The 16,275-nt window shown below is 62.4% G+C and carries 7 protein-coding genes and 1 CRISPR repeat array (1 of these 8 only partly in view); of the genes, 1 reads left to right on the top strand and 6 read right to left on the bottom strand.

Features of this window, described 5'->3' with window-relative positions:
• A CRISPR array of direct repeats spans positions 1–4,466; the repeat unit is 28 nt; unit sequence CGTCACTGCCGGACAGGCAGCTCAGAAA (it extends 425 nt beyond the left edge of the window).
• A gap of 194 nt (positions 4,467–4,660) precedes the next feature.
• The 6 genes from AC22G6_RS14595 to acs all read right to left on the bottom strand — a co-directional run bounded on the left by AC22G6_RS14595 (position 4,661) and on the right by acs (position 14,497).
• On the bottom strand, positions 4,661–6,703 hold the full coding sequence (locus tag AC22G6_RS14595) for a sodium:solute symporter family protein (protein WP_487367353.1): 2,043 nt from the start codon (positions 6,701–6,703) through the stop codon (positions 4,661–4,663).
• Positions 6,704–6,746: 43 nt separating this feature from the next.
• Complete coding sequence (locus AC22G6_RS14590) at positions 6,747–8,972, bottom strand: exonuclease domain-containing protein (RefSeq protein WP_487367352.1); 2,226 nt, start codon at positions 8,970–8,972, stop codon at positions 6,747–6,749.
• Between the two features lie 3 nt (positions 8,973–8,975).
• Entirely contained in the window at positions 8,976–9,344 is a 369-nt protein-coding gene (locus AC22G6_RS14585; RefSeq protein ID WP_487367351.1) for a response regulator transcription factor, read from the bottom strand.
• Between the two features lie 40 nt (positions 9,345–9,384).
• Complete coding sequence (locus tag AC22G6_RS14580) at positions 9,385–12,114, bottom strand: ATP-binding protein (RefSeq protein ID WP_487367350.1); 2,730 nt, start codon at positions 12,112–12,114, stop codon at positions 9,385–9,387.
• A gap of 13 nt (positions 12,115–12,127) precedes the next feature.
• Positions 12,128–12,325: a hypothetical protein gene (locus AC22G6_RS14575; protein WP_199915219.1), complete on the bottom strand. Its 198-nt coding sequence runs from the start codon at positions 12,323–12,325 to the stop codon at positions 12,128–12,130.
• A 207-nt stretch (positions 12,326–12,532) separates the two neighbouring features.
• Positions 12,533–14,497: an acetate--CoA ligase gene (gene acs / locus AC22G6_RS14570; RefSeq protein ID WP_487367349.1), complete on the bottom strand. Its 1,965-nt coding sequence runs from the start codon at positions 14,495–14,497 to the stop codon at positions 12,533–12,535.
• A gap of 226 nt (positions 14,498–14,723) precedes the next feature.
• Between acs and AC22G6_RS14565 the strand changes: the two genes are divergently transcribed.
• Positions 14,724–16,256, top strand: a complete 1,533-nt coding sequence (locus AC22G6_RS14565; RefSeq protein ID WP_487367348.1) for a fumarate hydratase — start codon at positions 14,724–14,726, stop codon at positions 16,254–16,256.
• The last annotated feature ends 19 nt before the right edge of the window (positions 16,257–16,275 follow it).

Here is a 16,275-nt window from a genome sequence, read left to right as displayed (position 1 = left end):
CTGCCGGACAGGCAGCTCAGAAAGGATTGACAACCCGGAAAACACGAAGGTTTCGCGTCACTGCCGGACAGGCAGCTCAGAAAACACGAGCGTGAGTCTTCTCGGGTGCGATTTGCGTCACTGCCGGACAGGCAGCTCAGAAATGAAGCGCATGGCGGCCGAGGCCGCCGCCGCACGTCACTGCCGGACAGGCAGCTCAGAAACTGAAAAGCGACTCCCAGGCGGCCGCCCTCATCGTCACTGCCGGACAGGCAGCTCAGAAACGAATAAATAGCCATCCGACGAATTGCGTGCCGCGTCACTGCCGGACAGGCAGCTCAGAAATTGGCCCGCGGCTGCTTGGGATGGATGGGGAGCGTCACTGCCGGACAGGCAGCTCAGAAAATCCGCCGAACTCAGATCGCACCCCGTCGCCACGTCACTGCCGGACAGGCAGCTCAGAAATCGCAAGGCATGAGCCGGACGAGCGCGGGGCGCGTCACTGCCGGACAGGCAGCTCAGAAATTAAGCTCTGTTTCTCCGCTTCCAGAGTTCTTCGTCACTGCCGGACAGGCAGCTCAGAAATCATAGATCGCTTTCGCTTCCTTGACGTTACCCGTCACTGCCGGACAGGCAGCTCAGAAAACGATCCCCCATGCGCTTGAGCGCCGCCTCGACGTCACTGCCGGACAGGCAGCTCAGAAACGCTCGACCGCAAGACATTCATCAAAGACCCACGTCACTGCCGGACAGGCAGCTCAGAAATATGGATTGGGTTGAGAGAGAGGTATTCACGCCGTCACTGCCGGACAGGCAGCTCAGAAATCTCGCGTTAGATCCGGCAGGCTCTTGAGTTCCGTCACTGCCGGACAGGCAGCTCAGAAAATGAATTTGGCGGACTATGGGCCGGATAACCACGTCACTGCCGGACAGGCAGCTCAGAAACGAGCCAATCCCCATGCGCTGCATGAGCTTGCCGTCACTGCCGGACAGGCAGCTCAGAAATCCATCATGTCGGCCGGAATGTCTGCCGGGTTCGTCACTGCCGGACAGGCAGCTCAGAAATATGCCGAGGCCCTGTACCCCGACCGCATCGTCGTCACTGCCGGACAGGCAGCTCAGAAAAGAAGATCAAGCGCCGGCACCGCTGCCATGCCCGTCACTGCCGGACAGGCAGCTCAGAAAGAATTTCACGCACGCCGGCAACGGGGGCGGAGCGTCACTGCCGGACAGGCAGCTCAGAAAAGCCGCGCATCCGAGCTGACCGACGCCGCTTCCGTCACTGCCGGACAGGCAGCTCAGAAATGATGCGCCCGCAAGCCAAAAACGAATACAGCCGTCACTGCCGGACAGGCAGCTCAGAAAGAGAGGACAACCGCGACCCGCTCGACCGCAAGCGTCACTGCCGGACAGGCAGCTCAGAAATGAAGGCGCTGGAGGCGAATTTGGCTTCAGAGCGTCACTGCCGGACAGGCAGCTCAGAAATCGACAGCCATTGCCGCATAGGCGCCGATGCCCGTCACTGCCGGACAGGCAGCTCAGAAATCCAGCCGCTTCTGCTCTGCCAGCGGCTCGGCCGTCACTGCCGGACAGGCAGCTCAGAAAACCAGGTCGCGCACCGCCCGCACCTCGGTGGCCGTCACTGCCGGACAGGCAGCTCAGAAAGAACAGTCGGAAGACCTGCCCGACTACACCAGCGTCACTGCCGGACAGGCAGCTCAGAAAAGACGGCCCCGCGGCAATTGCTACTGCACCGACGTCACTGCCGGACAGGCAGCTCAGAAAGTGGAGCGGCGAGTAACGCTCGCATGGCCCGTCGTCACTGCCGGACAGGCAGCTCAGAAAACAATTCCATTGTCCGGCTCACTGCTCGGTGCCGTCACTGCCGGACAGGCAGCTCAGAAAGTCAGCAGTGGGTAGTAGTAGACGAGATACGCCGTCACTGCCGGACAGGCAGCTCAGAAATTCACGTGCCCGGTAACGTCATCCCACTGGAACGTCACTGCCGGACAGGCAGCTCAGAAAATCGTCGATTGCTCGAAAGACTGCGCCGCAAACGTCACTGCCGGACAGGCAGCTCAGAAATCGGACGTCTAGACGTCTGCACCGCTCGGGGGCGTCACTGCCGGACAGGCAGCTCAGAAAGCGCCCGACACCGGCGCCAGCGTGGCCACATCCGTCACTGCCGGACAGGCAGCTCAGAAAGCTGGCCTGCGACTGTGCCTGCCGGTTGATCACGTCACTGCCGGACAGGCAGCTCAGAAAACCCAGGCACGCGATCGAATTCACGCCGCTGGCGTCACTGCCGGACAGGCAGCTCAGAAATGCACGGGCGTGGCCGGACAGGATTGGCGGTGCGTCACTGCCGGACAGGCAGCTCAGAAACCGCGCGCAACCTAAAATATCGCGGCGTGTGACGTCACTGCCGGACAGGCAGCTCAGAAATTCTCGTCGCCCGGGCTCGTGAGGGCTGCGTACGTCACTGCCGGACAGGCAGCTCAGAAACCGAGATGCACTCCTGCGCATCGAATCGCTCGCGTCACTGCCGGACAGGCAGCTCAGAAATTTACGATCTGGCGTGCGATTGGGTGACGGATCGTCACTGCCGGACAGGCAGCTCAGAAATGCCGGAGCGGTGGCGGGCGAGGGCGGCGGAGCGTCACTGCCGGACAGGCAGCTCAGAAAGAATCCAGGCGCGCGGGTTGGGTGATGACAACCGTCACTGCCGGACAGGCAGCTCAGAAAAAATCCGACGCGCCCCGGCCTCGTTCCACAAGCGTCACTGCCGGACAGGCAGCTCAGAAATGCAGCTGATCGGGCGAAACTTCGGGAGAGACCGTCACTGCCGGACAGGCAGCTCAGAAATGGAACTTCGCCACGGCCGGCTCATCGGCATACGTCACTGCCGGACAGGCAGCTCAGAAAATCGCGTCGCGGTGATCGTGGTCGCAGTCGATCGTCACTGCCGGACAGGCAGCTCAGAAAATGGCGTTGCGCAGCAGGTCGATGAAGCTCGACGTCACTGCCGGACAGGCAGCTCAGAAACCGCCAGGTGGCGAGCTTCGCGGTGATGAAAGCGTCACTGCCGGACAGGCAGCTCAGAAACCGTACAATTCCGCATCAACGATGACTGTGCGCGTCACTGCCGGACAGGCAGCTCAGAAATTGCCGCGCAGCCTCCCATGCTTTCAGCAGCGCGTCACTGCCGGACAGGCAGCTCAGAAAATGGCCGGGATCACCGCCGAGCCGATGCGGATCGTCACTGCCGGACAGGCAGCTCAGAAATGATCTTCGGCGGGCTTGGCCTGCTCGAGTACCGTCACTGCCGGACAGGCAGCTCAGAAATGCGCATGTTCCATGAAGCGAACGGACAATTTCGTCACTGCCGGACAGGCAGCTCAGAAACCGCGGCAATTGCTACTGCACCGATCGATGATCGTCACTGCCGGACAGGCAGCTCAGAAATTGAATACGTGGCCGAGCAGGGCGTTTTCGGTCGTCACTGCCGGACAGGCAGCTCAGAAAGCGATTGCACTTGCCGCATACGTCGGCGCCGTCGTCACTGCCGGACAGGCAGCTCAGAAATGAGCTTTGACGCAGGCACCTGCACTGCGTCGCGTCACTGCCGGACAGGCAGCTCAGAAAACTCTCTGAACTTACGCACATCGAAAGCATTACGTCACTGCCGGACAGGCAGCTCAGAAATCCTGACCCAACATCAATGATCTTCTGGCTGACGTCACTGCCGGACAGGCAGCTCAGAAAATCGAGGTTTCGAGCCACAGGTTCGGCTGATCCGTCACTGCCGGACAGGCAGCTCAGAAAGCGCCCTGCTCCGTCGTTGCCCCGAGGGCCGGACGTCACTGCCGGACAGGCAGCTCAGAAAGGTCGCACTTGACGTGCCCGCCGCAGCACCGGCGTCACTGCCGGACAGGCAGCTCAGAAATGAATTTCACGCACGCCGGCAACGGGGGCAGAGCGTCACTGCCGGACAGGCAGCTCAGAAACTGCCGTGGCCGCGCTCGTCGGTGATCGCATCCGTCACTGCCGGACAGGCAGCTCAGAAAACGGTCGTGCCATCAGATTTGAAGATGCGGATCGTCACTGCCGGACAGGCAGCTCAGAAACTTCGTGGCAAGGCCCGAGCTGTTGATGCAGACGTCACTGCCGGACAGGCAGCTCAGAAATCGCCGCGGCTACTCCCGTGCAGGGACTGCAACGTCACTGCCGGACAGGCAGCTCAGAAACACCGTACTGCTTCTCGAAGGCGATGCGGTAGCGTCACTGCCGGACAGGCAGCTCAGAAAGATACTGCGAGGCACGCGCGGCCTGGCGGGTGCGTCACTGCCGGACAGGCAGCTCAGAAAATAGAGCGGCCCGCCGCAGATCGCCGTAACGCCGTCACTGCCGGACAGGCAGCTCAGAAATAGCGGGGATTTGTAGCGAGTCACTGCGAAATCGTCACTGCCGGATAGGCAGCTCAGAGAATAAGTATGGCGCAAGCCGGCCCCCTCATCCCTAAACCTCTTTCGCCACTGCGCCTAAAAACCATACCTCGCTAAACTTCAGACGGCGGGAGCGAGGTGCGCTTAAATCGGTTTGCAGCGTCTCGCGTTGGCATCCATGCTCTATAAACCGATCTTGAACAGAAAGCCGATCAGTGTCAGAAGTCTAGGTAGCCTCAGCTATTCGTCGGGCAGCCATCCGGATTCGGCAACTGCGGATAGCGCACGTAATCCACCAGATCCTGGATCTCCTTCGGCGGGGGCGGGGTCAGCAGGCTGACGATGACGATCACCGCAAAACCGAGCGGTACGCCGAATACGCCGGCTGAGATCGGGTTGATCTCGAACCAGGCGTTGGCCATCGAGCCGCCGAAGAAGGGGTGGGTGCGGACGACGTAGTAGAGGGTGACGCCGAGCCCGATCAGCATGCCTGCAACCGCGCCGGGACGGTTTGCGCGTTTCCAGAAGATGCCGAGCACCAGAGCGGGGAAGAAGGAGGCGGCGCCGATCGAGAACGCGAGGCCGACCATGAACAGGATGTTGTCCGGGCGCAGCGACGCGACCCATGCGGCCACGACGGCCACCACCAGCAGCTGTGACTTGGAAATCACCAGCCGGCGGTGGGTGGAGGCGGCAGGGTTGATGACCTTGTAGTACAGGTCGTGCGACAACGCGTTGGAGATGGTCAGCAGCAGGCCGTCGGCAGTCGATAGCGCAGCGGCGAGCCCGCCGGCTGCGACCAGACCGGTGACGACGTAGGGCAAGCCCGCGATCTCCGGGGTGGCGAGCATGATCACGTCGGTGTTCATCCTCAGCTCGGCGAGTTGCAGAATGCCGTCGCCGTTGATGTCTTCGATGTGCACCAGCCCGACCTTGCCCCAGGATGCGACCCAGTCGGGCAGGATGGAAAGGCTCGAGCCAATGAGGTTGTTGTACACCTCCCACTTGGCAAACACGGCATAGGCCGGGGCCGTGACGTAGAGGAGGAAGATGAAGAACAGCGACCAGAATACCGAGCGCCGCGCCTCCACCACGCCAGGCGTGGTGTAGTAGCGCATCAGGATGTGCGGCAGCGCTGCCGTGCCGACCATGAGCACGAAGACAAGTGCGAGAAAGTTGTTGCGGGAGGCCGTCCGCTCCTGCGGCGTTCTTCCGGGGTGTGCGTCTGCGTGGCGAGGTGGTGCGCGCGAACGTTCGAGCGATTCCGCCTGCGCCTTGTTCCACTGCACCCGCGCCTCTTCGGGCGTTCGCGGCAGGTCGCGCAGCGAGCGCTCGGTGGCGGCGATGTCGCGAGCCGAGGCGTTCTCCAGTCGCATGATGTTGAGGCGTTCAATCAGCGAACGGCGCTCGGCATCGAGCGAACCCGGCAGGTCGGCAATCTTGCTCGCGTAGTCCTGCGATCGATAGCGATACTGCTTACGCGCCTCGACTTCGCCCGGATCGACGAGCAATTCGGCCTCACGCTCCGTCACCTGACTGAGCACCGTCCCGTACATGATCTGCGGCACCGGAACCCCGGTGAGCTTGTAGGACAGAATGACCACGGGCACCAGGTAGGCAATGATCAGGATCACGTACTGTGCGACCTGGGTCCAGGTCACTGCCCGCATGCCGCCAAGGAAGGAACACACCAGAATGCCGGCGAGACCGATGAAGAGACCGATCTCGAACTCGACACTGACGAAGCGGCTGGTCACCAGCCCCACACCGTAGATCTGCGCCACAAGGTAGACGAAGCTCGCAAGCACGGTGGCGCCAAGCCCCACGAGACGGGCGACGTTGCCCTGGTAGCGCGCGCCGAGAAAGTCGGGGATGGTGTATTGGCCGAACTTGCGCAGGTAGGGCGCAAGCAGCAGGGCCACCAGCACGAAGCCGCCAGTCCAGCCGGTGACGAAGGCCAGCCCTTCGAAGCCGGAAAAGTAGAGCGTGCCCGCCAGGCCGATATACGACGCGGCACTCATCCAGTCGGCTGCGGTCGCCATGCCATTGAACACGGCCGGCACGCGCCGCCCCGCGACGTAATACTCCGACACGTCGGTGGTGCGGCTCATCACGCCGATACTGGCGTAGATGGCGATGGTGACGAACAGGAAGACGTGACCGATCAGGTGTTGCGACAGGCCCAGCTGTTCGCCGATGGCGAGCATCACCACGAAGAACAGGAAGGTGCCTGTGTACCAGCCGTAATAGCGACGAAGCTGTCGGGAAAAGGCGCTCAAAACTGCCGCTCACCGACGATGTTGATGAATACAGCGTCCGGCATCAATACTTGATCCGCGCGTAGTAGGTTTTCTCCGCGGCTTCACGTGCTTCGCGCAAGGTCCGGATGCCCTTCTCCGCCAGCAGCGGAACGAGCTTGAGGAAGACCTCTGCGGTGACGATGGCATCGCCGAGTGCGGTGTGGCGCCCGATGATGGTGAGGCCAAGGCGGTCCGCAATCGCTTCGAGGCGGTGCGATTCCTGATTGGGGTGAATCACCGCAGACAGCAGCAGGGTGTCGAGCACCGGCTGATCGAAACGCAAACCGGTGAGCTGTTCCTTGAGCTGCAGGAAGCGCATGTCGAACGCGGCATTGTGGGCAATCAGCACCGTTTCTGCGGCAAAGGCATGAAAAGCCGGCAGCACCGACTCGACCGTGGGCTGCCCCCGCAGCATGTCCTCGGTGATGCCGTGGATCTTGGCCGACTCGGCCGACAGGGGGCGACACGGATCGATCAGCTGCTCGAAGGATTCGCTGCGAAGCAGCTTGCCGTTGAGGACACGGGTTGCACCGATCTGGATGATCTCGTCACCCTGAGAGGGGTTGAGGCCGGTGGTCTCGGTATCAAACACGGTGTAGGCCAGCTCTGAGAGCAGACGGTCGTCAAGCGCATGCGATCTCTCGGACCATTTGAAGAGATCGAAATCGTAGTACTCGGGGCGACTTTCGCCGCGCAGGTAAGTCCCGGCCTCGACCACCTCCTGCGGCAGTGCAGCCGGGATGAGGAGACGGAAGAAGGCGCGATGGCGCACCTTCTCGCGCTCGAGCCACATCTCGCCATCGTGGCGCTCGATGACGTCACGCACCGTCAGCGGACTGCTTTCGCCGGCGAACTGCATGGATTCGAGCTCCCAGCTCATCACCGTTTCGGTGCTCATCGCCTGGCCCGACCAGATGAGGTCAAGGTGGACATGACGGCCCGCAGCAGTGAGGCGGAAGCGCACCTCGCGCACCTCGAATTCGTCGGACAGGCGGCTGGCAAGATAGGTGAGCGCCTGCATCAGCGAGAAGCTGTCGACCTTGAGCCACAGCGATTCGTCGACTTCCTCGAGCTTGGTGCGAAGGCTGATCCGCTGTTCGACGTGGCGCTGGACGGCCGCGATAAGGTCGGCACCGAGCATCTCTTCGAGCGGCCAGCGCGCCTTGAGCGAATCGGCGAACTCGTTCGCCGTCTGGTCGAGGCGCCGGCTCATGGCCTGGGTCTCGTCGCGGATGACGGTGCGGAAGCGCTCGCGCAGTTCGCCCTGCAGATCGGGATACTCCAGCATCTCGGCGGCTGCGCGCACATTGGCCAGCGCAGCACGGTTGCCCTCGGTCAGGGTGTGCAGCATCTGGTCGCGTCGAGACTCGTTCTCGAAGTTGCGCGTGATGTTGTCGAGCATGAGGATGAAGCCGGTCAGGACGCGTTCTGCACCCTCGCCCTGCCCCGCGCCCTTGTTCTCGCCCTCGTCCGTGTTCTCGCCCTCGGTCTCGACGCGCTCGGTCGCCGACAGCACCGGCGCCATCTGCACCCGCAGCAACTGCCCGGCCTTCGTCGTGGTAACGAAGTTGGCGACCGGCTGCACGCCTTCGCGATGAAGGCGCTGGTTGATGGTTTCAAGCGCATGGCTCACCAGGTTGCGCTCGAACACGCCATAGATGGAACGCCCGAGACCAATCAGCTCGCCGCCACCGGCGACACCGGGCGCATCGGACATGGCGCGGAACTGGAGCCTCGCGCGGTTGTTGTAGAGCAGGATGCGGCCGTCGAGATTGCACACCACCACGCTCTGGGTGAGCTCCGACATCAGTGCGGCGAGGCGGTTCTTTTCCTGCTCGACTGAGGCCTTGGCGTTGCGGATCTGGGTTTCGACGTCCTTCGAGACGTTGTCGCGCTGCTGCGCGAGTTCATTGACCGCCACCGCCAGCGCCTGCACTTCCGGTGGCCCCTCGGGCTCGACGCGGAAACCGACGTTGGCGCCGAGCATCAGGCGCAGGTTCTCGGCCATGCGCAGCAAGCCCTGCACGTACTGGCGGAACAGGTTGCGCAGCACACCGATACCGACGCCGAAACCCATGATGGTCAGCAGCGACCCCAGCGGCAGGTGCGGCTGTATGACCTGGATGAGCAAATCGCGCTGACTGCCCTTGGTTTCAACCCACACCAGCACGGCCGTAAGGATGAAGGGGCCGGTCATCAGCAGACCGAGGACGATGACTGCCAGAATGAAGCGCATGCGTGCCGACATCGTTCAGCTCTCCAACATGCTGCGCACGCGCTCCACGAGCTCCTTGGTGGAAAAAGGCTTGGTCATGTAGGCATCAGCCCCCAGCGCAAGCCCCTTGCTGACTTCGGTGTCCCGCCCCTTCGCCGTCAGCATCAGGATGCGAGTGGATTCCAGCTCCGGGTCCGCCTTGATCTCCTGGCACACCTCGAAGCCGCTCTTCTTGGGCATCATGACGTCGAGCAGCACAAGATCGGGCCGGTCGGAGCGGATGCGATTTACCGCCTCCTCGCCGTCCGTTGCCACAGTGACATCGAAGCCCTCCCGCTTCATCAGGAATTCGAGCGAGATCACGATATTCGGCTCATCGTCCGCAATCAGTATTTTCTTGGCCATGCATTCCCTCCCCTGACGCCTATTTTATGCCATCCGTTCGTCAGCCCGGTGCAAGCGGCAGCACAAACGAAAATATTGCGCCTTCTCCCGGCTTTGAGCTGACCCAAAGCCGACCTCCAAAATGCTCCACGATCTGCCGGCTGATCGGCAGCCCCAGACCCGTACCCTGCGGCCGGGCCTTCGCGTCTCCGCCCTGCCGGAACTTCTCGAACACCACCGGCAGCAACTCGGGCGCGATTCCTCCTCCATTATCCGCCACGTCGACACGGATGCCTTCGTCGTCCACGAACAGCCTCACCTTGACGCGGCCGGTCTGCGCTGGCACGAACTTGGCCGCGTTCGACAACAGGTTGATCATGACCTGCAGCAGCCGGTCGTGATCGGCCTTCAGCGTCGGCACCGTGTCCGCCAGGTCGGTTTCAACCACGGCGCCGCGGTCGCTGAACAGCTGTGCGGTTGCGTCCACCGCGTGTTCGACGAGTTCGCGCATGTCGATATCCGAATTGTGCCACTCGGCGTGGCCCGATTCGATCTTGGCCAGATCAAGCACCTGATTGACGAGGCGCGTCAGACGCTCGGTCTCGGAAACAATGATGCCGAGGAAACGTTTCCGGTTGGCGAGATCCGTCTTGGGATCGTCCAGCATCATCTCGGAAAGCGCCCTGATGGACGTCAATGGGGTGCGCAACTCATGCGTCACCGAGGACATGAAATCGTCCTTGAGGCGGTCGAACTCCTTGAGCTGTTCATTGGCCGCGCGCAGTTCGGCAGTGGCGGCTTCAAGCGCGCGCGACTTCTCTTCGAGCTGATGCGAGTAGGCGCGGACCTGCGAGGCCTCATCAAGGATGTCCATCACCTCGTCCAGGCCCAGCGGCTCTTCCTGAACCACGGTGGACACCATCACGCGGGCTGACGCGCTGCCGATCGCCCCCGCCAGCAGGGATTCGGCAAAGTTGACCAGTTCGGGGTCGGCCTTGAGCTGGTCCGGGCTGGAAAGCGAATGCGAGCGTGCGTAACGCTTGAAGGCTTCTTCTGTGCGGTGCCGGCCAAGGAAACGCGCAACCAGCGGAATGAGTTCGCGCACCTCGGCACCGGTGCGCCAGAAGCTTGCCGGCGTACTCAGCCCGCGCCGGAACACATCGACAAACAGCGTTGCCTGGCTGGCCTCGGCGCCGGTTGGCGAGCGCAGCAGCGACACCGCCACGTAGCAGCCGACGTTGACGAACAGGCTCCAGAACAGCGCATGGCTCAGGCTGTCGAGCTCACTCAGACCAAACAAGTGCTCGGGGCGCAGGAGTTCGATACCGAACGGACCGTGCGAGAGCAGGCTCATGTCGAGCCAGCCCGACTTCGCGAACGAGGGCAGCAACAGGGTATAGCCCCACACCAGGAAGCCCGCAAGCAACCCTGCCAGCGCACCGTCGCGGGTGCCCCCGCGCCAGTACATGCCACCCAGCATGGCCGGGGCAAACTGCGCCACCGCCGCGAAGCTGATCAGCCCGATGCTCACCAGCGCATAGGCCTCGCCCGCGAGCCGGAAGTAGAGATAGCCGAGCAACATCACGCCGACGATGGCCCCGCGCCGGATCATCAACAGCAGGCCGGTAAGATCGCGGCCATCGTTGCGTGCGACTTCGGTGCGGCGCAGCAGCAGCGGCATCACGAGATCGTTGCACACCATGGTCGACAGCGCGATGGTTTCGACGATCACCATGCCGGTCGCGGCAGACAGTCCGCCGATGAACACCAGCAGGGCGAGCTCGACCTGGCCCGTCACCATCGGCAAGGTGAGCACGAAGGTGTCGGGGTCGACTACGCCACGACCAAAATACAGCAGGCCACCGAGCGCGATCGGCATCACGAAGATGTTGATCGCCAGCAGGTAGGCGGGAAACATCCAGGTCGCCCGCCGCAGGTGCTGCTCGTTGACGTTCTCGACCACCACGATCTGAAACTGGCGCGGCAGGAAGATGATCGACAGCATGGCCAGCAGCATCAGCGAGAACCAGCCTCCGTAGCCGCCCTTGTCCACCCCGTCGAAACTCAGCAGGGACAGCAGTTCGGGGTGCGCCAGGGCACGGGCGTAGATGTCGCCGATACCGTCAAACATGACGTAGGTGACGTACACACCCACGGCAAGGAAAGCGAGCAGTTTCACCACCGATTCGAAGGCGATCGCGGCCACCATGCCTTCATGGCGCTCGGTGGTGTCGAGGTGGCGGGTACCGAACAGCACCGTGAAGGCTGCCAGCGTGAGTGCGAGATAGAGGGTGCTGTCATCCAGCCAGCCGCCGAGGTGCAAGGGCCGGAAGTTGCTGTCGTGATCGCCGGTGAGCAGCGCATATCCGCTCGAAATCGCCTTCAGCTGCAGTGCGATGTAGGGCACGGTACCGACCACTGCGATCACCGTCACGAGCCCCCCGAGCAGGTGGCTCTTGCCGTAGCGCGAGGCCACGAAGTCGGCAATCGATGTAATCCGGTGGGTCTTGGCGATGCGGATCATCTTCAGCACCACCAGCCACGACAGCGCCAGCCCGAGCGTGGGGCCAAGGTAGATGGGCAGAAACCAGATACCGCCCGAGGCGGCCCGGCCCACGCTGCCGAAATAGGTCCACGCGGTGCAGTACACCGCTAGCGACAGAGAATACACCCACGGGTTGGAAATGACCGAGCGCCCCTGGTCGGCCCGGCGGTCACCAAAGTAGGCCACCGCAAACAGCACCAGCAGATAGGCGACGGAGGCGCCGATGATGACGCTGCCCGAAAGCATCAGTGACGTCCCGTCATCGGGAGCCCCGCTCCGCAATCCAGCCCATGAGCACAATCAGACCCGCCCATGCGACGAAAAGGGACACGTGCAGCAACGGCAGACCGAACACCAGAACGGGTCGGTCGAACAATGACATCAGCGGAAAATTGAACAGCAGAACGCCGACCAGAAAAACGGCGACCAGACGTTGCCCGGCAAGACCCTTGCGCATCATGTACCCCAATGATGACGGCGTTGCCCTGAGTATAGCGGAGCCGCGCTCCCGCTCTTGACGGCGGGATTCGCGGCTCACGACAAATATGGGGACGCATCTAGCGTGCGCCTTCCCTCTCCTCAACCGGGTCCGACTGCGTGGTCGGACCTTCTCCTGTCGACTGTTGCAGGTACCGGCGGCAGTGCCACCGGTACCGGAGGGTCATCAGCCCTTGAGCTGTTCCAGGATCCCCGGGTTCTCGAGCGTCGAGGTGTCCTGCGTGATCTCTTCGCCCTTGGCGAGCTGGCGCAGCAGGCGACGCATGATCTTGCCGGAACGGGTCTTGGGCAGGTTCTCACCGAAGCGGATGTCCTTCGGCTTGGCGATCGGTCCGATCTCGTGACCAACCCAGGTCTGCAGCTCCTTGATGACGGCCTTGGCTTCTTCGCCGGTCGGACGCGAGCCCTTGAGCACCACGAAGGCCACGATCGCCTCGCCGGTGAGGTCGTCCGGACGGCCAACGACTGCAGCCTCGGCAACCTTCTCGTGCGCCACCAGCGCGGATTCGATTTCCATCGTGCCCATGCGGTGACCGGAGACGTTCAGCACGTCGTCGATACGACCGGTAATGGTGAAGTAACCGGTGTCCTTGTCGCGGATCGCGCCGTCGCCTGCCAGATACAGCTTGCCCTGGAAGTCGGCCGGATAGTAGGACTTCACGAAACGCTCGGGGTCGCCCCAGATGGTACGGATCATGGCAGGCCACGGACGCTTGACCACCAGGATGCCGCCCTGGCCCCACGGCACTTCAGTGCCGGTCTCGTCGACCACCGCTGCCTGAATACCCGGGAACGGCAGCGTGCAGGAACCCGGAACCAGCGGCGTCGCGCCCGGCAGCGGGGTGATCATGTGACCACCGGTCTCGGTCTGCCAGAAGGTATCGACGATCGGGCAGCGACCGCCACCGACGTTATCGTAGTACCACTCCCATGCAGCCGGGTTGATCGGCTCGCCCACGGAGCCGAGGATGCGCAGGCTGCTCAGGTCGTAACGCTTGGGATGGACGGCTTCGTTGTTGTCTGCCGCCTTGATCAGCGAACGGATCGCGGTCGGAGCGGTGTAGAACACGGAGACCTTGTGATCCTGGATCATCTTCCAGAAACGGCCGGCATCCGGGTAGGTCGGCACGCCTTCGAACACGATCTCGGTCGTGCCGCAGGCGAGCGGGCCGTAGGTGATGTAGGTGTGACCCGTAACCCAGCCGATGTCGGCCGTACACCAGAAGACATCGTCAGGCTTGATGTCGAAGGTGTACTTCATGGTCAGGATGGCGTGCAGCAGATAGCCGCCGGTGGAGTGCTGAACACCCTTCGGCTTGCCGGTCGAGCCCGAGGTATAGAGCAGGAACAGGGGATGCTCTGCACCCACCCACTCCGGTTCGCACACGTCGGACTGGCTGGCCACGGCGTCGTGGTACCAGGTGTCGCGTCCGGCTTCCATGGCGCAATCTACGCCGGTGCGCTTGACGACGACGACGTTCTTGATCGTTTCGCAGCCACCGAGGCCGAGTGCTTCGTCGGCGATCGGCTTCAGCGGCAGCGCCTTGCCACCACGGAACTGGCCGTCGGAGGTAATCAGGGCAACAGCGCCGGCATCGTTGATGCGGTCGCGCAGGGCCTGAGCGGAGAAGCCGCCGAACACGATGGAGTGCGTGGCGCCGATACGGGCGCAGGCCTGCATGGCGACGATGCCTTCGATCGACATCGGCAGATAGATGACGACGCGGTCGCCCTTCTTGACGCCCATGCCGCGCAGTGCGTTGCCGAACTTGGACACGCGGGTGAGCAGATCCTTGTAGGTGATACGGGTCACTTCACCGTTATCAGCCTCGAAGATGATTGCCACCTTGTCGCCCAGACCGTTGTTTACATTGCGGTCGAGGCAGTTGTAGGAGACATTCAGTTCGCCGTCGGCAAACCATTTGAAGAACGGTGCATTGCTCTCGTCGAGCACCTGGGTGAAAGGCTTTTTCCAATCGAGCAGCTCACGGGCGTTACGTGCCCAGTAGCCCTCATAGTCGTCTGCCGCTTCCTTGACCAACGCCTCATAGGCTTCCATGCCGGAAACTGCGGCGTTTTTCTTGAATTCTTCCGTGGGGTTGTAAATGCGGACCTGTTGCTCGTTCGACATGCTGACCTCTCCTCAACTAATCAAAGAATTGAAGCTGACCCTGACGGCACGGCTGGTTATATCCAGCCTCTGATTCGTTTTCATTCCCGCCGTGGAATGGACGGCATTTAATAACACCTATCTTACACAGGACTTACACTACTGTGCGAACCCCCCGTCATTCCAGCGAGTGCTAGAATTTCGGGCTGCAACATCCCCTTCGCTAAAGCCACTCCGGAGATCAAGCATGACCGTAATTCGCGAAGAAGACCTCATCCAGTCAGTCGCGGATGCTTTCCAGTACATCAGCTACTACCATCCGCTCGATTACATCAAGGCGCTCGGCGAGGCCTATGAGCGCGAGGAAAGCCCCGCAGCCAAGGACGCAATCGCCCAGATTCTGACCAACTCGCGCATGTGCGCCGAGGGCCACCGCCCCCTCTGTCAGGACACCGGTATTGCGGTGGTCTTCCTGAAGGTGGGGATGGACGTGCGCTGGGACGCCAAAATGAGCGTCCAGGACATGGTCAACGAAGGCGTTCGTCGCGCCTACAATCATCCCGACAACAAGCTGCGCGCCTCGGTGCTGCTTGATCCGGCCGGAAAGCGCCAGAACAGCAAGGACAACACCCCGGCCGTTGTTCACTACGAAATCGTCCCCGGCGACCACGTGGAAGTCATCTGTGCGGCCAAGGGCGGTGGCTCCGAGAACAAATCCAAGATGGTTATGCTGAACCCCTCCGACTCGATTGTCGACTGGGTCATCAAAACTTTGCCGACCATGGGCGCCGGCTGGTGTCCGCCGGGCATCCTCGGCATCGGTATCGGCGGCACGCCCGAGAAGGCGATGCTGCTGGCCAAGGAATCGCTGATGGCGCCGGTCGACATTCACGAACTGCGGGAAAAGGCCGCCAGCGGCGCAGCCCTGAGCCGCGTCGAAGAGCTGCGTCTCGAACTCATGGAGAAGGTCAACGCGCTTGGTATCGGCGCCCAGGGCCTGGGCGGCCTGACGACGGTGCTCGACGTCAAGATCATGGACTACCCGACCCACGCGGCCTCGCTGCCGGTCGCCATGATTCCGAACTGTGCTGCAACGCGTCACGTGCATTTCCACCTCGACGGCAACGGCCCGGCCAAGCTCGAAACCCCGAAGCTGGAAGACTGGCCGCAGGTCACCTGGAAAGCCGACACCAACGTCGCCACGCGGGTGAACCTCGACACCCTGACCAAGGAAGAAGTCGCGTCGTGGAAGCCGGGCCAGACCCTGCTCCTGAACGGCAAGATGCTGACCGGTCGTGATGCAGCGCACAAGCGCATCCAGGACATGCTGGCCAAGGGCGAGAAGCTGCCGGTGGACTTCACCAACCGCGTCATCTACTACGTTGGCCCGGTCGACCCGGTGCGTGACGAAGTCGTCGGCCCCGCAGGCCCGACCACCGCCACCCGCATGGACAAGTTCACCCGCATGATGCTGGAACAGACCGGCCTCATCTCGATGATCGGCAAGTCCGAGCGCGGCCCGACGGCGATTGACGCGATCCGCGACAACAAGTCGGCCTACCTGATGGCGGTCGGTGGTTCGGCCTACCTGGTATCGAAGGCGATCAAGGAAGCCAAGGTTGTCGGCTTTGCCGACCTCGGCATGGAAGCCATCTACGAATTCACCGTGCAGGACATGCCGGTGACCGTGGCGGTCGACTCAAGCGGCACCAGCGTGCACAACACCGGCCCGAAGGAATGGCAGGCTCGAATCGGCAAGATTCCGGTTGCCATCGCCTGATCCTGCTGTTGCACAGCAA

The sequence above is a fragment of the Parazoarcus sp. PS-13 R2A genome, assembly GCF_057621855.1.
The sequence above is the reverse complement of the archived record's forward strand: the minus strand, read 5'-3'. Positions and strand labels throughout refer to the sequence as shown.